18 protein-coding genes and 1 pseudogene are annotated in these 21,629 nt (G+C 38.8%); 8 read left to right on the forward strand and 11 right to left on the reverse strand.

Annotated features, from left to right (window positions below; all coding sequences use genetic code 11):
- Positions 1 to 194: 194 nt before the first annotated feature.
- A complete protein-coding gene (locus I6F66_RS14750) occupies positions 195 to 614 on the reverse strand; it encodes a VOC family protein (RefSeq protein ID WP_010554617.1) in 420 nt (139 codons plus the stop codon).
- Positions 615 to 887: 273 nt separating this feature from the next.
- On the opposite strand from I6F66_RS14750, the gene I6F66_RS14755 reads away from it, so the two are divergent.
- From I6F66_RS14755 to I6F66_RS14770, 4 genes are all read left to right on the forward strand, one after another.
- On the forward strand, positions 888 to 1,193 hold the full coding sequence (locus I6F66_RS14755) for a hypothetical protein (protein ID WP_024594103.1): 306 nt from the start codon (positions 888 to 890) through the stop codon (positions 1,191 to 1,193).
- Entirely contained in the window at positions 1,190 to 1,579 is a 390-nt protein-coding gene (locus I6F66_RS14760; protein WP_165727286.1) for a hypothetical protein, read from the forward strand. Before I6F66_RS14755 ends, I6F66_RS14760 begins: the two co-directional genes overlap by 4 nt.
- A 169-nt stretch (positions 1,580 to 1,748) precedes the next feature.
- The gene (locus I6F66_RS14765) at positions 1,749 to 2,231 is read left to right on the forward strand and encodes a DUF3015 domain-containing protein (RefSeq protein WP_024589733.1); all 483 of its coding nucleotides are present in this window, start codon (positions 1,749 to 1,751) and stop codon (positions 2,229 to 2,231) included.
- Positions 2,232 to 2,310: 79 nt separating this feature from the next.
- Positions 2,311 to 4,149 carry a DUF4105 domain-containing protein gene (locus I6F66_RS14770; RefSeq protein WP_197209433.1) on the forward strand — a complete coding sequence of 613 codons (1,839 nt, stop codon included), beginning with the start codon at positions 2,311 to 2,313 and terminating at the stop codon, positions 4,147 to 4,149.
- 11 nt (positions 4,150 to 4,160) lie between these two features.
- On the opposite strand, the gene I6F66_RS14775 is transcribed toward I6F66_RS14770, so the two are convergent.
- Positions 4,161 to 4,982: a sterol desaturase family protein gene (locus I6F66_RS14775; protein ID WP_197209434.1), complete on the reverse strand. Its 822-nt coding sequence runs from the start codon at positions 4,980 to 4,982 to the stop codon at positions 4,161 to 4,163.
- Positions 4,979 to 5,423: pseudogene (locus tag I6F66_RS14780) on the reverse strand (SRPBCC family protein). Before I6F66_RS14780 ends, I6F66_RS14775 begins: the two are co-directional and overlap by 4 nt.
- 97 nt (positions 5,424 to 5,520) lie before the next feature.
- On the opposite strand from I6F66_RS14780, the gene I6F66_RS14785 reads away from it, so the two are divergent.
- The 3 genes from I6F66_RS14785 to I6F66_RS14795 all read left to right on the forward strand — a co-directional run bounded on the left by I6F66_RS14785 (position 5,521) and on the right by I6F66_RS14795 (position 8,858).
- Positions 5,521 to 6,534 carry an AraC family transcriptional regulator gene (locus tag I6F66_RS14785; protein WP_197209435.1) on the forward strand — a complete coding sequence of 338 codons (1,014 nt, stop codon included), beginning with the start codon at positions 5,521 to 5,523 and terminating at the stop codon, positions 6,532 to 6,534.
- 92 nt (positions 6,535 to 6,626) lie between these two features.
- The gene (locus tag I6F66_RS14790; RefSeq protein WP_165741394.1) at positions 6,627 to 7,400 is read left to right on the forward strand and encodes an ABC transporter substrate-binding protein; all 774 of its coding nucleotides are present in this window, start codon (positions 6,627 to 6,629) and stop codon (positions 7,398 to 7,400) included.
- Positions 7,401 to 7,760: 360 nt separating this feature from the next.
- The gene (locus tag I6F66_RS14795; RefSeq protein ID WP_197119225.1) at positions 7,761 to 8,858 is read left to right on the forward strand and encodes a polysaccharide lyase family 7 protein; all 1,098 of its coding nucleotides are present in this window, start codon (positions 7,761 to 7,763) and stop codon (positions 8,856 to 8,858) included.
- A gap of 9 nt (positions 8,859 to 8,867) precedes the next feature.
- Here the strand turns inward: I6F66_RS14795 and I6F66_RS14800 are convergent, their stop codons facing one another.
- Positions 8,868 to 9,263 carry an NUDIX hydrolase gene (locus I6F66_RS14800; protein ID WP_024594109.1) on the reverse strand — a complete coding sequence of 132 codons (396 nt, stop codon included), beginning with the start codon at positions 9,261 to 9,263 and terminating at the stop codon, positions 8,868 to 8,870.
- 186 nt (positions 9,264 to 9,449) lie between these two features.
- On the opposite strand from I6F66_RS14800, the gene I6F66_RS14805 reads away from it, so the two are divergent.
- Positions 9,450 to 11,333: a propionyl-CoA synthetase gene (locus I6F66_RS14805; RefSeq protein ID WP_197209436.1), complete on the forward strand. Its 1,884-nt coding sequence runs from the start codon at positions 9,450 to 9,452 to the stop codon at positions 11,331 to 11,333.
- A gap of 348 nt (positions 11,334 to 11,681) precedes the next feature.
- Here the strand turns inward: I6F66_RS14805 and I6F66_RS14810 are convergent, their stop codons facing one another.
- The 7 genes from I6F66_RS14810 to I6F66_RS14845 all read right to left on the reverse strand — a co-directional run bounded on the left by I6F66_RS14810 (position 11,682) and on the right by I6F66_RS14845 (position 21,409).
- Entirely contained in the window at positions 11,682 to 12,521 is an 840-nt protein-coding gene (locus I6F66_RS14810) for a hypothetical protein (protein WP_197119227.1), read from the reverse strand.
- Positions 12,522 to 12,800: 279 nt separating this feature from the next.
- Positions 12,801 to 13,154, reverse strand: a complete 354-nt coding sequence (locus I6F66_RS14815) for a threonyl-tRNA synthetase (protein ID WP_197119228.1) — start codon at positions 13,152 to 13,154, stop codon at positions 12,801 to 12,803.
- A gap of 591 nt (positions 13,155 to 13,745) precedes the next feature.
- A complete protein-coding gene (locus I6F66_RS14825) occupies positions 13,746 to 15,038 on the reverse strand; it encodes a HAMP domain-containing sensor histidine kinase (RefSeq protein ID WP_197119230.1) in 1,293 nt (430 codons plus the stop codon).
- On the reverse strand, positions 15,035 to 15,718 hold the full coding sequence (locus I6F66_RS14830) for a response regulator transcription factor (protein WP_197119231.1): 684 nt from the start codon (positions 15,716 to 15,718) through the stop codon (positions 15,035 to 15,037). Before I6F66_RS14830 ends, I6F66_RS14825 begins: the two co-directional genes overlap by 4 nt.
- On the reverse strand, positions 15,718 to 18,906 hold the full coding sequence (locus I6F66_RS14835) for an efflux RND transporter permease subunit (RefSeq protein ID WP_197112601.1): 3,189 nt from the start codon (positions 18,904 to 18,906) through the stop codon (positions 15,718 to 15,720). The genes I6F66_RS14830 and I6F66_RS14835 overlap by 1 nt, the downstream gene beginning before the upstream one ends.
- Entirely contained in the window at positions 18,906 to 20,051 is a 1,146-nt protein-coding gene (locus tag I6F66_RS14840) for an efflux RND transporter periplasmic adaptor subunit (protein WP_166111603.1), read from the reverse strand. Before I6F66_RS14840 ends, I6F66_RS14835 begins: the two co-directional genes overlap by 1 nt.
- Entirely contained in the window at positions 20,048 to 21,409 is a 1,362-nt protein-coding gene (locus tag I6F66_RS14845; RefSeq protein WP_197119234.1) for a TolC family protein, read from the reverse strand. The genes I6F66_RS14840 and I6F66_RS14845 overlap by 4 nt, the downstream gene beginning before the upstream one ends.
- Between the last annotated feature and the right edge of the window lie 220 nt (positions 21,410 to 21,629).

Genomic DNA, 21,629 nt, shown 5'->3' on the forward strand with positions numbered 1-21,629 from the left:
TCCGATTTACCGAATTGTTGTTTTGCCCAATGAGTATGTTCGTTAATCATAATGTGCCCTCAAACAAGATTTGAAGAGCTGATCATGACATTGAGATTTAGTTCAAAAAAATCCCCGCTAATTTCTTAGCAGGGATTTGTGTATAAGAGACAGCTTATTAAAGTGGTTTTTTAGCTTAACTTAAACAACAGCATTTATACTTTTTTAAATAAAACCTCTGGGTTTACCATGGTTTTCATTTCAAGCACATTGCCATTTGGATCTTCAATAAAAAACGTTTCTTGCTCAAACTCATCACCAATAAATCGGCGGTATGGTTTATCTAAGTATTCAATACCCGCATCTTCAATACGTGTTTTTAACCCGTTAAATTCATCTTCAGATAGGTGAATCCCAAAGTGAGGTACCGCTACAGCTCCCATATCTACATCATGGCGAACTGTTGGTAGGCGCTCAACACTTTGGTGCAAGGTAAGTTCATTACCCCAAAAATCTATATCTACCCAACGACCTTCTTCACTGTTACCCGTTTTACAGCCTAGTACGTCACAATAAAACGCTTTAGCCACTTTTAAATCGCCAGCCGGAATAGCCAGATGCAAACAGTTAGACATAAATAACCCTTGGTTAACACTTTAATACATTAAATTATCGCCATTATACATAACTTGTGATTTATAGAACATTAACAGCGGCACTATTAAGCATATTTAATACCTAAAATCCGTTTAAAAAACACGTTTTTAAAGTTTGTAATTACTTATAACATTTATTTGTTAGAGAGTATTAGAAAGCGCAAAAGGATTAGTTTAAAATGCGCCGCTATGATTAAATTCTTATTTTTAAAATTCATCACTTTCTTTTTAGGCTTTGTAGCTTGCTTTGCTATGCACACTACTTTTGCATTACCTTTAGTGATTTCTGCTGCGCTAACGGGGCTTATTGGCTCGTTTATTCCTTTTCCTGCACTTTATAAAAACCATCCGTATGCTGCAATTTATGCTGGTAGCTTTGCAGGTATGTGTTCAACTCATTTAATTACCAGTTACTGGGAAATTGCTATTATTTCGCTTATTGGCTCAAGTTTGTATGTGCTTACTATGAATATGTTTACAGGTTTTGGTGGCAAGCTTGGCAGCGTAGCTTTTGCAAGCGTGGCACTTTTTGTATTAGCCAAAGGAATTGTATTATGAGTATTGAATATCCATTACTTGTACTGCTTGGGGCTTTTTTAACATTTTATTTAGCTAAGCATAGTCGCTTTGACGGGGTTAGAGCGTCGTCTTCACTTTCTATTATTGCTTATTTAATTTTTAGCGCCTTAAATTTGAACCCCGATTTATACGCAATTGTATTTTTTGGCGGCACATTCATAGGTATGAGCGCCCCACATCGATTTGGTATTTATACTGTAGCAAGCTCATCTATTTTGTTTTCAATCTTATTTGAATTCCTTGTACCAAAACTTGACGGCTATGGCGGTGCATTGGGTATTAGTGCATTTTTATCTGTATGTATTTGCCATACTTGTATTTTATTAGGTGCCCCAAGAAGTAAAAAAACGCCACCAGTTCAATAAAAAGTGGAAACTAGGCTGATTTTTATCCTGACATTAACTTTAATATATTTAAAAATTAGAGTGTAAAATATTCATGTTTTAGCCTGTTCCTTTTTTCTGCAAGTCTGTTAGAATCTTCCGCGAACTTTATTTACCCTAAATAAAGACAATCATATATGGATTTATGAAAATGAAAAAACTAATCGCAGTAGCAGCTCTATCTTTACTTCCTTTCTCAAACGCAATGGCTGACCAAGATATTGGTTGTGGTCTTGGTTCTATGTTATTTGCTGGTCAGCAAGGTAAAGGCGTTAAAATTTTAGGCGCTACAACAAATGGTACATCTGGTAACCAAACTTTTGGTATCACTTTTGGTACTCTTGGTTGTGATGGTACTGGTACAGTAACTTCTTCAGAAAAAATCGCTTTATTCATTGACGGTAACATGGAGCAACTTGCTCGTGATATGTCAAAAGGTGAAGGCGAAACTTTAGCTACTCTAGCCGAAGCTTGGGGTGTTGCAGATCAAGATAAAGCAGCGTTCAATAAGCTTGCTCAAGCACAGTTTTCTTCAGTATTTACTTCTGAAAACGTAACTTCGCAAACAGTTTTAGAAAACCTAAACACTGTTCTTGCAAGTAACGCACAACTTGCTTCTTATACTCTTTCTTAATCAGCTAAATTAGCCGGTTTTATACGTATAAATAAAGCCGCTGGAGTATTTCTCTAGCGGCTTTTGTAATTTAGTGATTATGAAAAAAATATTATTTGGTTTACTGCTCGCTCTTTTTAGTACTTACTCAAACGCTCAAAGTATTGAAACAAATACATTAGCAACACACCCTTACTGGCTTAAATTAGGTCACTACCGCTTGGCCACATTAGGTGATTGGAAAAGTGAAGTAGACAGTGCTGAGTTTTTTTTATCTCCTACAGGTAAAACAAGCCCATATGACGAACTAAAAGCCACTATAGCCGCATTTAGTGGTAAAAATACTGACCCAAAAACAACACAATATCGTTGTCAGTTTCCTGCACGTTATAAATGGCTAAAAACAAAAATTAAAAATAACTGGCCCGAACTTAATTGCCCAGAACTACAGGCGTGGCAAAAAATAATAAACCCTAAAGGGGTTACGTTAGTTTTTCCAACTGCATTTATGAATAGCCCATCATCAATGTTTGGCCACACTTTACTTCGTATTGATGCAAAAGATCAGACCCGCCATAAAGAGTTACTCGCATTTGCAGTTAATTTTGCAGCAGAACCAGACGGCTCAGATAACGCAGCTATGTATGCACTAAAAGGCTTGATTGGCAGCTACCCAGGTAAGTTTTCACTTATGCCGTACTATAAAAAAGTACGCGAATATAATGATTTAGAATCTCGTGATATTTGGGAATACAAACTTAATTTATCAGAGCCACAGGTAGAGCTCATTTTATTGCACTTATGGGAGCTACAATTAGCTACATTCGATTACTTTTTCATTGATGAAAACTGCTCTTACCAATTACTTGCATTATTACAACTTGCACAAGAGGACCTTGATTTAACATCGTCATTTAATATGCAAGCTATTCCATCAGATACCGTTGCAGTACTAAGAAATAACAACTTATTACAAACACCTAATTACCGCCCTGCTTTTGGTACTAAGCTTTACCATTACTCTACTCAAATGTCTGACGAACAACTTGATGATGCAAGAGAGTTAATGCAAGGTGGCTCTCTCAATACTCGTAATTACTCACAGTCGCAATTAGTCGCTATATTAGAAATGGCGTATGAATGGTTAAATTTTGAATTTTACGATAAAGCATTAAATCGTAAAGAAATTGCCCCGCGACTAACTAAGCTACTCCTAATGCGCAGCAAATATAATGTAGCTTCGCCATTTACTAAGCCAAACCGCCCTATTGCTTCCCCAGAGCAAGGTCATGGTTCTTCTAAAGTATCGCTAGGTAGGGTACAAAATAATAACCAAGCAAACCTTACAAATTTTGGTTATAGGCTTGCGTATCATGACTTACTAGATAGGCCTGAAGGTTTTATAGCGGGTGCACAAATTAGTTTTTTTGATTTGGAAGCCGCTATTACTGACGAAGGAAATGCAGATATTGAACATTTTTACTTATTAGATGCTATGTCGCTTGCACCCGATAACCGCGTATTTGATAGCTGGTCGTGGAACTTTAAAATGGGCTTTGACCGACAACCAAGTGACAATAAACGTTTAGGCCGCTTTTTTACAAAAGGAGGTTATGGTAAATCTTATGGCGATCCTAATAATCTACACGGCTATATTCTTGGTCAATTTGAGCTAAATACAGGCGATATAACCGACCGACTTAGTACTGGAATAGGCAGCGAAGCCGGTGTAATTTGGCAAATAAGCAATAACCATAAACTCGCTTTAACTGGCAATATATTATGGCTAACTGATAACGCAGCAAGTAAGCACAGCGAAATAGCTATAACATGGAATTACGCTGTTTCTCGCAATTTATCGCTGCGCAGCAAAGTACAGCATGCTCAATGGCATAGCCATAATTCATCAATGAGTTTAGCTATGCAGTTTTACTTTTAACTTTCTCAATATTATTTATATTTAATGCTACTTGTAGGGTAGCCAAATAGCACTCTACATTTAGCTTTTATTCCCGATGCCTTATAAACACTTTTCAATAAGTGCTCCCACTGATGAAACGTAATAACGACTGGGTTATTGCTATTAAGCTGCCCTATAATGCCGTATTTACAAGGCTTTGATTTATCTTCTTCTACAAAGGTGCCAAATAACTTATCCCAAATAATAAGTACACCTGCAAAGTTTTTATCAAGGTAACCTGCATTTATTGCGTGATGAACTCGGTGATGCGAAGGCGTATTAAATACTTTTTCAAACCAGCCTAACTTACCTACTATTTGAGTATGTACAAAAAATTGATACGCCAAATTTAATGCAACCACGCTAAATACTGTTAGCGGTTCAAATCCAATTAAAATCATAGGTAGCCAAAACACCCACATACCGGCTACGGGGTACATTAAGCTTTGCCTAAATGCGGTGGTGAAATTCATTTTAGTTGAGCTATGGTGCACCACATGTGCAGCCCACAACCAATGAATATGATGCGATGCTTTATGAAACCAATAATACAAAAAATCTTGCAGTAAAAATGCAAATGCAATACTTAATACACTCACTTCAATATCAAACAATCTATAGTCATACAACCAATTAAATAAAGGCATTAACAGCAGTAACGCAATAGCATCTGCGCCTTGGTGTAATAGCGCTAACACTGTATTTGCTAGGCTATCTTTTATGTCGTAATGGCGCTTAAACTTAATAAACTCAGAGCAAACAAATATCAAAAATAATGGGCTCAGAGCGAGTAAAATAATTTCTGAGTTCATGCTTTACCCGCCAAAAAATAATTATTTAAATTGTTTAACGCTTGGGTTATATCTTTTGTAATAACATATTTAAGTAATGCATTTGGCATCCACCATGGAGCTGAGCAGCTTATGCAATAGTTAAGTTCGGTAACTAAAGTATTGATGTCTTTATTTGCAGTGAGGTATATATCGCCTCGATGATTAGCTACTGGTTTATCGCCTACTATTTGGTAACTGATCAGATTTTGATCGGCACTGATTATTTGCTCTGAAAACGTTATTTTACCTATTTTCACTTGCCTAACAGATCCTTTTCCGCCTTCTATTTGCCCTTCGTCTTGTGCTTGTAGCAGCGTAAATTTGGCATTAAAATCGATGCAACTGTTGATGATCCAACAGTGTGCTTATTATTTGTTTTGGCTGTGCATTAAGCGTTTGTTTTATTGTTATAAGTATCATTTTTACAGCAAGAGGTTATTAGGCATTCAACTAGCATATAAAAATTTAACGTGGCAAACTTGCTAATACACGACTATTTTTTAGCTTTAGATGACAAATGCACACATTGGCTGATCATTACTTTTCAAGTATTCTTGATTACTTACAAGCGCAAGGCATTAGTACTAAAACGGCTTTGCACGCTATTAGCTTTGACGAATTTAGTAATCAACGTACCCATCAATTAGCGCCGCGTATTAGTTTAAATAGTTACAATGCTTTATTAGTTTATGGCAAGAAAACACTTAACGATCCTCTTTTTGGTTTTACCCTAGGTCAGCAAATTCGCACTGCTGACTACGGCGTTTTAGGTTACTTAATTGAATCAAGCGATAACTTAAGCAGTGCCATTAAAGCATTGTTAAGCTACGACAGCTTGGTGGCTGATATTGGTAAAGCCAAGTTTGAACTAAATACTGATACAGCAACTATTCGTTGGATTGCTCACCAAAGTTGTAATGAGCATGTTGTTTTACGAAACATGACCGCGTGGGTAAGTGTGATTCGCCAGTTAATAAATTTAACGCTTTCGCCAAGTAGTATTAGTTTCACTTATAATTGGTTGCCATCGCAAAGGCGCGCCCTTGAATCATGGTTTAAATGCCCTGTAAAAAGCAGTGCTGAATATAATCAAATTAGCTTTCCGAGCCATTATTTAACGCTGCCCTTTAAAACCGATAATGCCATTATTAATTCTACTTTCAAGCAATTGTCAGAGCAGCAACTCTCTAACTTTAAAAGCCAGCAGTGTATTGACGATAAAGTTAATCAGTTACTTACAGCTAAAACTACCTTGCAAAACTGCAACCTAATAGGCATAGCTGATGCGCTTAATTTAACACCCCGAACGCTACAACGACGCTTAAAACAACAAAACTTAACCTTTGCTCAGCTACTTGAAAAAGAACGTAAAAAACGTGCAGATACATTAATAGCCAGCATGCCACTTGCTGATTTATCTAATATTTTAGGATTTAAAGATCAAAGCTCTTTTAATCGAGCTTTTTTACGCTGGCATAAATGCTCGCCATTACAATTTATAAAATACAAAACAGCAAGAACAGCCAAGTAAGTGCAAATTATTTACGTTATATAAACATAATATATATATGTTTTAGTTAATACTCTCTACACTAGGTGTATTATTGCTCTAAAAGATTTTTTATGTTTTTGCGTGTTTTATTAAGTGCTTTTGTATTTATTTTATATAGCCCCCTGTGTAACGCCGATTCGGTTACTTTTATAGCTGAAGACCTTCCTCCTTATCACTTTAAAAATCAGCAAGGTGAAGTAAGCGGCGCTTTAGTCGACATTGCCAAAGCAGTTGTGAAGCAAACAAACTTAACCGCTAATTTTGAAATAATGCCTATGGCCCGCGTTTTTAAGGAGCATCAAACAAATACCAACGCCATAATGTTGTCTTTGTTAAAAACCCCAGAGCGGATTAATAAATATACGTGGTTAGGCGAAGTGTATTTTGCAGATGCTTATTTAATTAGCTTAAAAAGCCATGTAGATGAAGTTGTTCACTTAAATTTTGCTAAAGAGTATAAAGTAGCAACCATTCGTGGCTACCTGAGCGAAGCCTACTTAAAGCAAAAAGGCTTTACCGAAAATAACAATTTAATACTGGTCAGTTACTATAATCAACTTTGGCAAATGCTTTATAAAAACCGGATCGACTTTGTAGTAACTAATACACTTACACTTAATAACGAGCTAAAAAGCCTAGGACTCGATCCTAGCCTAATAACAAAACGAATTCATTTAAGCGATCTTCCCTCTTCACTTAATTTTGCAGCAAGTAATCAACTTAATCCTAAAACAGCTAAAGCACTCTCTGACGCATTAAGTAACATTAAAGAAAATGGTGAATACCATGCCATTTTAAACAAGTGGCAACTTTTATTACCAAACACGACTAACATGCAGCACTAACCATAGTTAAAGCCCGACATTAGTTATTGGCAGTGGTTATTTAGTTATTTGCTAAACGCTGCAAAGCAAACTACAAAGTTAAAAATCTCCTCTCCCCCCAAAAAATAGACTGCGCCTTAGCGCCAAAATCTACGTTATACATCACTAAATGAATAGCCAAGCACATAAAAAACACATACCGCAAACACTTCCATAAAAGCCGTTAAAAAACACCCAAACCAAATTGGTATAACAAAAAAATCATTTAAAAAATATTTAATTTTACTAATTGGTAAGTTTTAATTGTTAAATTGGTATGCTAGATTGAGATTAAGCGATGCCTGTACCGCACAATTTTTACTTCATCACACAGAGACAATAATGATAAAAAATACATCCACATTTAAACTTACGGCTTTAGCCGTCATCACCCCTTTACTTTTTACCGCTTGTTCAAGTACCCAAAGCACTAATCAGCAAAGCGATGCGCCGGTACCTGCAACAAAGTTTGATTTATCTCACTGGAAAATAAATGTACCAGTCGATTTAAACAACGACGGTAAAATTGATGAAATAGATGTAGAAGAAATTCAGACTTACGCACACCCTGATTTTTTCTACCTTGATGAAAAAGGCTACATGGTATTTACCTCCCCTAATAAAGCGCTTACAAGTGCTAACTCTACTAATACCCGTAGTGAACTTAGACAGATGATCCGTGGATCAAATACTAAAATTAAAACTAAACATTCTAAAAACAATTTTGCTTTAGCTGTTCACCCGCTATCTGACCGATTTGGTTCTGTTGGTGGAAAAATGGAGGCAACGTTAAAAGTAGATCATGTTGCGCTACGCGCTACCGACCCTGATAAAAAAGCCGCTTACTCGGTTGTTGTAGGGCAAATTCACGCAGGTAAAGATCAGGCACTTATTGATACTAAACTTGGATTTGGTTGGGGTAATGAGCCACTTAAAATATATTACAAAAAATGGCCAGGGCACAAAACAGGCTCAGTTTTTTGGAACTACGAACGTAATTTACCTAAAACCAATCCTGATCGTACAGACATTACTTACCCAGTTTGGGGTAATACATGGGAAAATCCTAACGAGCCAGGCAGTGCCGGTATTGCACTAGGTGAAGAATTTAGCTACACGGTAAATGTGTATAAAAACGTTATGCACCTTACATTTAGCGCACAAGGGAAAGAAGACGTTAACTACTCTATTAACTTAGGTAATAACGTAGATGCTTATGGCAAAGTGGACGAAAAAGATCATCCACATGGTTACGCTGCAGATTGGCATTACTTTAAAGCCGGCGCTTATAACCAATGTAGTACTAAAAGCGCCAAAGGTATTTGGTACCCAGGTTGTTTAGGTACTGGCGATTGGACTACAGATAAACAAAATGGCGATTACGCTCAAGTAAGCTTTAGTAAACTGGAGTTAAGCCCAGCGACACCGCCAACAAAATAACTTATTAGGCTAAACAGCTTCAGATAAGTAATTTTTTAGTGATGTAAACAATGGCGTTGGTAGATTATTAATATCGCACCAGCGCCACTTTAAACATTTATTAGGCTCTTTAAGCTCAGGCTCTCCGCCTTCAAAATCAGCTTTTACATACAGCGTAATATAGTGTTTGTTTTCTGCTGTAAAAATATCATTGGTAAAATCAAGCTTAGTAATTTTACTTACCTTTAAACCTGTTTCTTCAAACACTTCTCGTATTGCACATTGCTCAACACTTTCACCAAACTCTAAATGTCCACCAGGTGTTGCCCATGTATTAGCACCATGCGCGCCAATGCGCTCACCTAGTAAAATTGTGTTTTGATGCTTTATGATAACCGCCACACCAACTCTTACTACGTTACTCATATCGTATTTTCTCTTATTTTTACTGCCCGCCATGCTGAACCACACGCTTTGTATTGTCAATTTTGTATTTTTAAAACCAGTGTGTTGATTAACTTTTAACCGACCAAGGTCGAATAGCTTGCTTGCTAAAAAAAGCCTACATTTTGTAAGGTCTCTCACACACAAATTTAGCTTTAGGAGCCTTACATGTCAGGCAAATATAAACAGCAATATAATGCCTTTAAGCAAAACCCAGCCCAATTTTGGCTCGAACAAAGTAAAAATATTCCGTGGTATAAAACCCCCACAAAAGCATACACACAAGACGACGACGGGCTTTATCATTGGTTTAGCGACGGGCAATTAAACACCAGTTTTTTAGCGCTAGACCAACACGTTATTGCCGGATTTGGCAAGCAAACTGCACTGATTTACGACTCTCCAGTCACTAATACAAAGCAAACTTATAGCTACTCACAACTACAACAAGAAGTTGCTAAATTTGCAGGCGTAATACAATCGTTAGGTGTTACAAAAGGCGACCGCGTTGTTATTTATATGCCAATGATCCCACAAGCGGTTATTGGTATGTTGGCGTGTGCTCGCCTTGGTGCTATTCATTCGGTGGTATTTGGTGGGTTTGCTGCACACGAATTGGCTGTACGCATTGATGATGCCAAGCCCAAACTTATACTTAGCGCCTCATGCGGTGTTGAAGTAAACAGCGTTATTGAATACAAACCACTTATTGATAACGCAATAGACTTAGCTTCGCACAAAGTAGAACACTGCGTTATTTATCAGCGCCCACAAGTAACCGCCAGTCTTAAGCCTAAACGAGATATAGATTGGACTCAGGCAATGCAAACAGCTGCAATCGCAGATCCGGTGCCTGTAAATGGAGATGATCCGCTTTATATTTTATATACCTCAGGCACAACGGGTACACCCAAAGGCGTAGTGCGCGAAAATGGCGGTCATGCAGTGGCAATGCAATACAGCATGGCAACCGTTTATGGTATGAAGCCCGGCGACGTATTTTGGGCAGCGTCTGACATTGGTTGGGTAGTTGGGCATTCTTATATAGTTTACGCGCCGCTAATGTATCGCTGCGCTACCGTATTATATGAAGGAAAGCCCGTAAAAACGCCCGATGCTAGTGCATTTTGGCGCGTGGTTGAAGAGTATAAAGTAAATGCATTATTTAGTGCCCCCACCGCCTTTAGAGCAATTAAAAAAGAAGACCCAAATGCCGATGGTTTTAATCAATACGATACCTCTAGCTTAAAACGTTTGTTTTTAGCCGGCGAGCGGTTAGACCCTCCCACTTACGAGTGGCTTAAAGAAAAAACCAAACTGCCAGTGCTCGATCATTGGTGGCAAACCGAAACTGGCTGGGCTATTGCGTGTAACCCTGTAGGGCTTGAGTACTTAGCAACAAAACCTGGCAGCTCTACCGTGCCTACTCCAGGTTTTGACGTGCGAATATTAGATATGGATGGCAATGAATGCGCAGCTAACGAGCAAGGCGCCGTGGTAATTAAACTGCCACTTCCACCGGGTTGCCTACCAACAATTTGGCAAGATAAAGCGCGCTTTAAAGCAAGCTACCTAAATGAATACGAGGGTTATTATTTATCTGGAGATGGCGGTTATATTGATGAAGACGGCTACCTATTTATTATGGGCAGAACCGACGACGTTATAAATGTAGCAGGACATAGGCTTTCTACCGGCGAAATGGAAGAGATAGTAGCCGCGCACCCTGCTGTTGCCGAATGCGCTGTTTTTGGTGTGAACGATCCTCTAAAAGGGCAGCTTCCTATGGGAATGATCGTGCTTAAAAATGATTTTATGGGCTCAAGTACCGACGTAGAACAAGCGCTTGTTTTAAGTGTTCGTAATCAGATTGGCGCTATTGCGTGCCTTAAAAATATAGTTAGCGTAGATAGGTTGCCCAAAACACGCTCGGGTAAAATACTGCGTAAAAATTTACGTCAACTAGTTGATGGCGAAGAGCTACAAATACCTTCAACTATAGACGACGCGAGTATCTTTGAAGAAATAAACCAACAACTAACACAAAGATAAACCCAACCAACCTAACTAAAGCCATTTTTATAATGGCTTTTTATTCTAAATCAATCAGTTTTCTGGAATATCCCCCCTCTTGAGGCAATATTATTGTTTGAAGCATAAGTTGGCAAAGCCACATTCGATTTCACTGAGCTACAACGACACAAGTGAAGTGTAACTTGGCATAATATTGAAGCTTATAATGGTATAAAGTTATTAAATACAGACTTTAAAAAGCCAATCTCATAAAATACTGCCAAGTTTAGTTCACTGCTATGTGCTATCAGCGGATGGCCACGCTAACACTCTTTTGGACAAAAATGAGGGTGTAACTAATTTAGAGTACTTTGACTATAATTAGTTTTACGTTAGGTCTAACTCATCCTTTGTTAACTGGATAATATTGGTATATTGGTCATTAATTTCAGAGAGCAACTTTTTGCTTTCGTCTATGTAGTATTCTGAACGTTCGTCACTTGACATCTCTTGAAGCTCATATTTATATGTGTCACCCATCATAGGATTATCGGTAAGTATTGTTTTCATTCTATTTAAAAACACACTTAAATTAATTGTACCCTCACTTAAGATTGCTTTATTTATACTTATTAGATTCAAAACTGCATCAATAGAAATTAAAATCGATTTAGACAGCGATTTTTCTTTTTCTTTATACTCACCTGACATGTACTTTTTATTGTATCTTTCTCTTTCTAACTCAATTTCTTTGGTTGCAGATTCCCAATATTCATTTTCTAACCTCTCCGCTTCTTCATGGTATTTGGGGTCAGCATTATAGGGTATATTATACCCCCCCCCAGAAAGTCCGCAGTGCTCATATTCAATGTAATGGTATGCAATTTGTTTTTGTACTCGTGATTGCATTAACTCTTGAAATTCATAGATAACCTTGGTGGTTAATCTAGTAATTTCTTGTTTGGTTGGAAATAACTGCTGCTTAATCCATGTTTTTTCACTAAATTCAGATTTAATACTCTCAACTAACTTTGTACTTTCACTAAGTGATTCTTGTAATTTTTTGAAGTCATCTTTAGTAGCATAATTTTTTCCTTTTTCCTTAAAATAGGAAATGAAGAATGCTCCTAATCCTGATGATATAACTACTAATAGATAAACATACCAATCAAGGGATTGTTTATACTGAACTTGACTTAAAATACTTACTAAATCTTCAACATTCATGAATATCTCCCAAAAACAATTACTGGTGTACTGTTCATATCACAACCAGTTTGAAAGGCGTTTTTTTAGCAAAAAACCCCATAAAATAATTAACTATACTCATAGTTAGAGAAAGTTGAATTGCAGTCAATAGCTAGTTTACTTGAAGTGATGTATATGTGAGCGAAAACAGGTATGGGGCACAGACAAATAAATAGATAATTAGCAAAACAAAATCGCTATAGAGCCGACGGACTGTTCGGTGCCAGATGCGGACGTTGGGAGAACGTCAATCGCTGGTTATCCCAATGTTGCCGATCCGGGCTCATTTGAAGAATCGTTCGCCTTAACTTCCTCAGAATCATTTGTTGATGGGCAAATAGCATCACGATGATAGCCTTGTAATGAGACCGCAAATACGGCAAGTCCACTTACAAAAATATAAATATCGATTCCAGACATGAGTTCCTTGATCTCAGGAATAAAAATGCTTGTAATCAAAAATGCTCCGCATACGATTCCGCTTGATTGGAATACAATATTAATCATTACTGCATGATTAAAGTCTGACCCAGAACGCCAACAGCGTATCGAGTACCATATAATTAAAATTAGTCCGAGAGCAGCAGAAGGTATTAATACAACTTTATCCACGGCTATCACCTTTATTGTTAGGTGGTATGCTTCGATGTGGAGGCGTTTTCACCTGCGATCCCCCTTTCTTAGAGTCATTAACAGACTCTCCCAGGTATGCGCCGACAACTCCACCTATCAGCGCCCCAAAAGGTCCTCCTAAAGAAGCTCCTAGGATAGCGCCACCAACAGCACTTCCCGCTGTTCTGGTATTGTCTACTTCTGTTCTCTTTATATTTTTAGACACAAAAATCTCCTTGAAAAGCTAACAATTAATAGTGCGTTAACCCCGAAAATTACTGACGATCCAACGCTCATTTATCTACTATATAGTTTTAACAAATATTTATAAATCGAATTTTAAATAATTCTATTTAGTTTAATCTTAACTTTGGTTAATTTACCCTGCCCACCAACGCCAACCGCAAACTTTACCCCTAAAAACCTTAAAAGATGAATAATAAACCCACATTACCCAACTGTTGACGCGTAAATTCGCCTTGTTTTCACTGAAAATCTCTAGCTAGAGAAAATAAATTTAAATATCACTATGATTCAATATGTTAGTAAATCTCTTAACCAGAGTTCAGGTTAAGTATTAAAAAAAGCGTATTAACTAAAATCGACCACCACTTCATAACTCCCAGGCATGTCGTTTACCTCGTATACCCAACCGTGTCGTTTTATTATTTTTTCGCTTAACTCTAATCCTAAACCGTAGCCAATATTGGTAGTCTTATTTGCGCTATTAGTAACGTGTGACGTATCAGTTTGTTCGCTGCTATTTACTATAATCACACGGCTACCCTGCTGAGTAATTCGCACTTGCCCTTGTTGCGTATGCTGATACGCATTACGTATTAAATTTGTAAGTACTATGTGGCATGCGGTAGCTTCGGTACTAATAGTCGTACTGTGGTTATCGGTATTTATAAGTACATCAACTTGTTTTGAATTGAGTAAGTAATCGAGTTCGTTACCCAAGGTTGTTATTTTAACGGCTAGGTTTACAGGCTCTGGTGAACTTTGCTGGTCGTCATTTCTGCTAAGCCACAATAACGTCTCAGTTAAATCGCTCATGGTTAAACCGGCGCGCTCAATTCGCTGCAGTGTAAGTTGCTGTTTGTCACTTAAAGGGGCTTTTTCGCTTAAGCGGTTAAGTAATTCAACATTGCTGCGAATAACCGAAATTGGCGTACGTAACTCGTGGCTCGCATAACTTAAAAAGCGTTGTTCACGCTCTACACTTTCGTATACCGAAAGCAAGCTGCTGCGTATTAACGTTGCCAAGGTATTTAGTTCGTTATAGGTAAAATCGGGCGGTGTGTGTTGTAAGTTTGTTTGATTTAACGACTTTGCCCAACCCCGCAGGGACTCTACCGGTTTTGCTATCTTTTTCATTACCATAAACAAAAAGAAGGTAAACAGTGCTATTGCTGTTATCCCCGTTAACGCTATCCATAATAACCTTTGTATTGGTTTTTCGGGTGTTCCTTTTTTTGGAAGGCGGTTTTCCTCAAGCATAATACGTGATACATAACGAGCTTCACCAGCAGGGTTTTCAAAATATACAACAAAATATAAGTCTTTTGGCATAGAAAAAAACGCTGTTTTTTCTTGGCTTTTTTGCAATATACCTCGCTCTGTAGGCTTTATAAAACGTTTCTTAATCTCATTTGGCACATCCTCCCAACGACTTGCTATATTAAAGCCAATCATTTCTTTCGGTTGCCCGTTTTTAACCTCAGCCGATTGCGAAAGTGCATGCATTACGCCATTCAAGCCTTTGTCTAAACCATCGGTAAAATAGCTAACACTTAAAAACGAAAAACCAATAGCCATTAACGAACTTAAAAGCACCATGCTGACAAAAAAGTACAACCTTAAACTAGGTCTTATTTTCATGCATGTGTCTCATTTTTTAGTTTTAATACAAACCCTACACTGGGAATTGTCTCAAGTACCGCTTGGCAATTAGCTTGCTCTAACTGTTTTCGTAAATGGTAAATATGTACTTTTAGGCTGTTACTGTCGGGCTGCTCTTCTCCCCAAATGGCTTGCATAATTGCGTGTCGGGTAACTGGCTTTTGTTGCTCCCTAATAAGTAATTCTAATAACTTAAAAGTAATAGGAGATAGCTTTAAGTTACCTGCTTCGACTGTTGCCGTATGCGCGGTTAAATCAAGTGTTAAATTAGCAAATGTAAGGCGTTTTGCTTCACCACTTTTGCGTTTTGCTAATACTTTAACGCGCGCTACTAGCTCTTTCATAGCAAATGGTTTTACTAAATAGTCGTCACTACCGGCTGCAAACCCCTCAAGCTTATTGTCGAGGCTATCGCGCGCTGTCAGCATTAATACTGGTATATCAATGCCTTGCTCACGCAATGTTTTACACATGGTTAAACCGTCCATTTTGGGCATGTTTACATCTAATATAATCATTTGATATTGATTACGTTCTATTAAATTTAAACCCATTACACCATTGCTTGCATGGTCACACTCTATTGACTCAATTTCGAGATAATCAACAATGGTGGTTGCCAAGTCTATGTCGTCTTCAACCAGTAGTACGTTTATCATTAAGAGGCTGTTTCCTGCGTTTTATTTTTAGCACCTAGCGATTTTAGCACAGCATCAATACCGCGTTTAGCATCGGTTTGAATCATCAATAATGCCGGTATAAGTATTAAGGTAATAACCGTGGCAAACAAAATACCGTAGCCAAGTGATGCCGCAGCAGGGATTAAAAACTGTGCCTGCATTGAGGTTTCGCTAAGTAGCGGCACTAAGCCTGCGTAAGTTGTAATTGAGGTAAGTAATACCGCACGCAAACGACTCGTACACGACTCAACTATGGCATCGTGCGTGCTCATGCCCTCCTCTTTTACTAGTTCGTTAAAGCGCGAAACAAGTAATAGGCTGTCGTTTACAACTACCCCACTGAGCGCCAAAATACCATTTAACGACAATATACTAATGGTTAAGTCGTTCCACCAATGCCCTAAAATAGCGCCCACAATACCAAACGGAATTGCCACCATGATTAGTACAGGTTGAATGTACGATTTAAGCGGAATAGCCAGCAGCACGTAAATCACTAATAAAGCAGCTACAAACATAGTGCTCATTGAACTGGTGGTTTCGCTTTGTTGTTCTGCCTCTCCTGCAAAATACACACTTAAATTAGGAAATTGCTGTGTTAACTCTGGAATTAAGTCGCGCTTTAAATTAGCAACTAACTCGTTTGGAGCAATCACGTTTTTATCTACTTGGGCGCTTAAATAAATTGCACGTAGTCCATCAATGCGGGTTATTTCATCTTGCTGATATTCACTGCTAATTGTGGCTACGTTAACTAGCGGTACAACGGTGCCATCAGGCAGGCGAATACGCGACTGCATTATATCGGCAGGTGTTTTACGAGCATCTTCTGGGTAGCGTACACGTACTTTAACTTCGTCTTTATTACGTTGGTAGCGTTGTACAACTGCACCACCAAAGGCTTGCAGTACTTGCTTTGATAAACTGGCTGTATCCATTCCAAGTGCACGCCCTTGTGCATTTAGGGTAAATTTAAGCTGTGGCTGACCTGGGTTTAAGTTGTCGTCTATTCCGTTAACGCCTGCGGTATTTTGTAAGCGCTCCTTAAATAGTGCGCCCGCCGCCATTACGGTTTCGTCGTCCCACGCTTTAAGCTCAACTTTAAAGTTATCGACCATTTTACGCGTGGCTAATATTTGTAATTTTTTACTGCCCTCAAGGCTACCTGCTACGCGCTGCCACTCTTGAGCAAATTCGCTTGCTGTAAAAGCGCCTTCGTTTAATAGCTCAACACTTACTTCACCGCTGGTGTCGCTACTGCTAACAACTTGAAGGCTGGTTATTTCGCTTTTGTCAGAGCTCAACTTAGTCATTAAGTTTTGCTCAGCTTGTAATGCACTTTGCTCTAGCGTTAGTAAATTTGTGTTTGTTTGCCCATAGGCTGCGTCGTTTTGCATAACTAAATTGGCTGTTACGGTGTCGCCTGCAATACTTGGGAAAAAACCAACTTTAACTGTGCCTGTCATTGGCATGCCAATAACCAGTATAAAAAAGGCGATAAACGCAGCCACTACGGCGTATCTAAAGCGCAGTGAAAATTCAATAACCTTGCAGTAAATGTTTTTGCTAAACCAGCTTAAGCCACTATCAGCACCATGTTGTATTTTTGACCACAGACCCCCTAAGCCTTTTTTAACTTGGCGTTTAGTACTAATGTGGGCTAAATGCGATGGTAAAATAAGTTTTGATTCAACAACTGAAAGCAGTAAACAAATAGTTACTACGGTAGCAAATTGAGAGTAAATTTTACCTAAGTTACCTGATACATTCGAAAGCGCCACAAACGCAGCCACCGTGGTTAACACCCCAAATATTGTTGGCACAGCAACCTTCATGGTGCCTAAAACTGTATTATTTAATGTATCGCCATGTTTTTTACGTGTGGTGTAAATACTCTCGCCTACAACAACGGCATCGTCTACCACTATACCCAGCGCCATAATAAAGCCAAAGGTGGTCATTTCGTTTATGGTCAGTGCGGTGTAGCCATCGGTCATAAAATAAAGCGTACCAAAAAATACAAACGGCAAGCCACCAGCCACCCACAGCGCTACGCGTACGTTTAAAAATATGGCAAGTATTACAAACACCATAATAATACCGGTCACGGCATTTTTAGTAAGTAGCGATAAACGATCGGTGATCATGGTGCTTTTGTCGTGCCAGCTTTCAAGCTCTACGTTTTGAGGTAATAAACCGCTTTCGTGCCATTTATCTATTACGCTATTAGCTTGCTCAACAATGGTAGTTATATCGCTGTTATCGCCCATTAAAATTTCAACGCCTACGGCATTTTGTTGGTTATAACGGCTTAATGAGTTGCTATCTTCGGCAAATGAGTCGGTAACGGTTGCTACATCGCCTAACTTAATTTGTGTGCCTGATGCGGTTGTTAGCAATACAATATTGGCAAAGTCGCGCTGCCAGTAAGCTTGGTCAGCGGCTTTTAAGCGTATAATTTTACTACTATCGCGTAAACTAGTCGAAAGCGGGCTTGATGACTCATTATTAATGACCTCGCTTATATCGCTAATAGTTAAGCCATAGGCTTGGAGTTTACCTTCGTCGATTTCTATGGACATCATCGGGTCAATCACACCCGACTGCGCTACGTCGCTAATACCTGATTGCGCTAATAAATCGGCTTTAAGTTTTTCGCCCAGGTTTTGTAATGTATGGCGATCGGCATCCCCAAAAAGTTGCAGCGTTAATGCATGATCTTGCCTACGGGCTTTATCAATAACAGGTTGCTCAGCATCTGCCGGAAAGTTATTAATAGCGTCAACTTGGTTTTTAACGTCAACAAGTAACTCATCGAGTGAGTAATCAGTACTTTTTTCAATGCTTACATGGCTGCCGCTAGCATCGGATGTAGAGGTAATACGTTTAATACCTGATACGGTTTCGAGCGCTTCTTCAATTTTTAACGCTATTCCTTCTTCGGCTTGCAATGCATCGCCACTGTCGTAAACCACCGACACCGAAATAATATCCGGCTCTAAACTCGGAAATGCCTCTTTACGTAAAGTCGAAAGCGACATAACCCCCATTACAATCACACTAACTAACAATAAGTTAGCGGCAACAGAGTTATTTGCAAACCAGTTAATAATACCGTGCAGCGGGTTATTATTACTGGGTGATTGAGGTGCTTGATAAGGGCTCATTATTGTATCTCCTCAACAATTGGATTTACTTTCATATCGCTTAGGTAACTTACTAATGGGCGCGTTACTACTTTTAAAGCACTTTGCTCTGCAACTGGCGAAATATATACGTAATCACCACGCTCAAATACTTTATTGGCTTGTATGCTTACTAAGTTGTTTTGATCATTTACGTACCAAATTGAACCATCTTGAGATACCGCAGAAGCAGGTAGTTTTATTACGTTACTTAACTGCTTACCGGCAATTTCTACCGCTAAAAATGTGCCAGGCAGTAACGGCGTTGCTTGCTCAAACGGTTTATCTAAGGCAACAATTACACTGCGTTGACGCGAACTGTCATCAAGGTGTTGCTCAAAACGTGCAATGTAACCATTCCATTTAGTATTGGTGGTTACATCAGTTAAAATAACCTCGCCTGATTTATTATTTGCTAGGTTTTGCCACTGGCTTAATGAAAGCGGCACGGTTATTTCTATTTTGTCGGTACTGTTTAGCGTGGCAAGCGTATCGCCAATACCTACATAAGTACCTAAATCTATATCGCGCGATAAAATAACAGCGTCAAATGGTGCACTTAACTGGGTGTTATTTACATCACGCAGTGCGGTTTTAAGTGCATATTGTGCTTTATCGAGCGTAGCTTGCGCGGCTTCTAATTGCAGCGTTCTAAATACAAGCGGCGAGCTTGGTGCTTGCGTAACGCCTGAGCGATCCCATTCACGTTTTGCCTGCTCACCTAAATCTTGTTCTTCTTGCAGTGCTAGTTTTGCATCAGCCAATGTTGCTTTTGCGCTAGCTAGGGCCTGTAAGTATTCGGTGTCATCAATTTTTGCAAGCACTGGCCCTTTAGTTATTAAGTTACCGGTCGCAAATTGCTCGCTCATACTGGTTACTTCGCCTTTAACTTGCGCTTTTAAGCTAAGTGACCAATGCGCTTTAGCTTCACCATGCCCACTAACATAAGCCTGATAAGTGCTCGGAGCTGCATTAATTACCGATACATTTGGGGCAATAGCTTTAATAGCGGCAGGTTGTGGGCTATTTGCTTGTTCAGCCATTTTTTGACCGTTATACATAATAGCAAGTCCTATACAAACAATAGCAACAAGCGTTACAACAACCGGTGTTGGCGAAATTTTCATGACGATACTCCAAGGCCCAAAGCGAGGCCTAAATCTATGCGGTTAGTTAAAATGGTGTAGTTTATTTGGCTAAGCTGAGCTTGCAGGTCGTATACTTTTTGTTGCACTGTTAGCAAATCTAAAATATCAACCAAACCTTGTTGATACTTACTTTGATAGTTACTAAAGCTGCGTTGAGCGCTGGCAAGTGCATTGCTAATTTGCAGTTGTTGCTCAGTTAATGATTGCTCCTGCCCGAGTGCATTTTCAACTTCGTTTACCGCACTTAGTAGCGTATCTTGGTATTCCCAAAACGCTTGCTCGGCATTTAATTTTGCAATATCAACTTGCGCACGCAGTGCTCCACCTTCAAATAAAGGGGCACTTAAACTACCCAATAAACTCCACACAGGGCTAGTTAATAATGCTTGGCTTGGCGTGCTTGCTAAATCACTCAGTGATGCCGAAAGCGAAATACTCGGTAGTAGCTCTTTGTACGATACATCAACCAAGTAATGCTTTGCCTGAATGTTGTAATAGGCACTTTGTAAGTCAGGTCGGCGTGCCAAATCTTGCTCTGGTAATGTACTTAATGGCTCAATAACGCTTGGCAGTGTTAATGTACTTGGCAGGTTTTGAAGTTTATCAGTGCCTACAATTAGCATTAAAGCACGCTTTGCTTTTGCTATTTTTTCTTCGTAATCGGCAATGGTTGCGCGAGTAGATGCCGTGCTAGTACGGGCGGTATCAAGCGCTTCTAAATCACCTAACCCATATTGGTAGCGCTCTACAATACTTTGCTCATTATTTTGTAAAACAACTAAACGTTGTTGCTCTATATCGAGTAAATTTTGCTGCAAAATAATATTTAAATAAGTACGAATAACACTCGCTACTAATGTGTCTTTAGCACCTTGATAAGTAGCTTGGTTACTGGCAATAGTCATATCTTGCGCGGCTACGTTGTCAGCAATTTTTTGCCATATATCGGCTTCCCAACTTATACCTACTGATGAGCTATATTGCGTGCCTTCGGTTTTACTGCGCTGCGCGTCAAATCCTGCATCTACACTAAACCACTGACTTGCAGCGGTTACATCACGCTGCGCATAAGCTAGTTTTAATGCAACATGCACTTGATTAAACGATGGATTATTAGTAACAGCTTGCTCAATAAGCGAATCAAGCCCTTCAATATCCACCAAATCGGTAATGTAATTTACTTGCTGTGCGTTACTTTGTGTGTACTGCCAGTTTGCATGTTGCTTTAGCGACTGCTCAGTACTATTACCTTGATAGCTTGGCTGACTACTGCATGCAGCAAGCGTGCAACTAAGTGCAAGTAACAAACCGGTTGAGTGCTTTTTAAAATAAACCATTTAACTATGCCTAATTCATACCATTGCACATAGCTTATTCGGTCGAGGGTTAAGGAGAGGTTAAATGGCATTAACCTATTTAATTTTGATTAATAAATTTATTAAAAATACTAAGTCGATGCAAACTCATATTTTAAGCTATTTTATAGGTGGTAATTTTGTTCAGCTCCTACATTTAATAATGAGAAAAGCTTTCATTAGTTAAGTATATGAGTACTTT

The sequence above is a fragment of the Pseudoalteromonas sp. NZS100_1 genome (assembly GCF_015864285.1).
Classification (GTDB): Bacteria; Pseudomonadota; Gammaproteobacteria; order Enterobacterales; family Alteromonadaceae; genus Pseudoalteromonas; species Pseudoalteromonas arctica.

Excerpts from the sequence above, each read along its gene's own strand:
- I6F66_RS14785 (WP_197209435.1), top strand. The coding sequence starts at position 5,521 with ATGCACACATTGGCTGATCATTACTTTTCAAGTATTCTTGATTACTTA.
- I6F66_RS14835 (WP_197112601.1), bottom strand. The coding sequence starts at position 18,906 with ATGAGCCCTTATCAAGCACCTCAATCACCCAGTAATAATAACCCGCTG.
- I6F66_RS14845 (WP_197119234.1), bottom strand. The coding sequence starts at position 21,409 with ATGGTTTATTTTAAAAAGCACTCAACCGGTTTGTTACTTGCACTTAGT.
- I6F66_RS14805 (WP_197209436.1), top strand. The coding sequence starts at position 9,450 with ATGTCAGGCAAATATAAACAGCAATATAATGCCTTTAAGCAAAACCCA.
- I6F66_RS14810 (WP_197119227.1), bottom strand. The coding sequence starts at position 12,521 with ATGAATGTTGAAGATTTAGTAAGTATTTTAAGTCAAGTTCAGTATAAA.
- I6F66_RS14760 (WP_165727286.1), top strand. The coding sequence starts at position 1,190 with ATGAGTATTGAATATCCATTACTTGTACTGCTTGGGGCTTTTTTAACA.
- I6F66_RS14775 (WP_197209434.1), bottom strand. The coding sequence starts at position 4,982 with ATGAACTCAGAAATTATTTTACTCGCTCTGAGCCCATTATTTTTGATA.
- I6F66_RS14825 (WP_197119230.1), bottom strand. The coding sequence starts at position 15,038 with ATGAAAATAAGACCTAGTTTAAGGTTGTACTTTTTTGTCAGCATGGTG.
- I6F66_RS14790 (WP_165741394.1), top strand. The coding sequence starts at position 6,627 with ATGTTTTTGCGTGTTTTATTAAGTGCTTTTGTATTTATTTTATATAGC.
- I6F66_RS14770 (WP_197209433.1), top strand. The coding sequence starts at position 2,311 with ATGAAAAAAATATTATTTGGTTTACTGCTCGCTCTTTTTAGTACTTAC.
- I6F66_RS14830 (WP_197119231.1), bottom strand. The coding sequence starts at position 15,718 with ATGATAAACGTACTACTGGTTGAAGACGACATAGACTTGGCAACCACC.
- I6F66_RS14755 (WP_024594103.1), top strand. The coding sequence starts at position 888 with ATGCACACTACTTTTGCATTACCTTTAGTGATTTCTGCTGCGCTAACG.
- I6F66_RS14795 (WP_197119225.1), top strand. The coding sequence starts at position 7,761 with ATGATAAAAAATACATCCACATTTAAACTTACGGCTTTAGCCGTCATC.
- I6F66_RS14750 (WP_010554617.1), bottom strand. The coding sequence starts at position 614 with ATGTCTAACTGTTTGCATCTGGCTATTCCGGCTGGCGATTTAAAAGTG.
- I6F66_RS14840 (WP_166111603.1), bottom strand. The coding sequence starts at position 20,051 with ATGAAAATTTCGCCAACACCGGTTGTTGTAACGCTTGTTGCTATTGTT.
- I6F66_RS14800 (WP_024594109.1), bottom strand. The coding sequence starts at position 9,263 with ATGAGTAACGTAGTAAGAGTTGGTGTGGCGGTTATCATAAAGCATCAA.
- I6F66_RS14765 (WP_024589733.1), top strand. The coding sequence starts at position 1,749 with ATGAAAAAACTAATCGCAGTAGCAGCTCTATCTTTACTTCCTTTCTCA.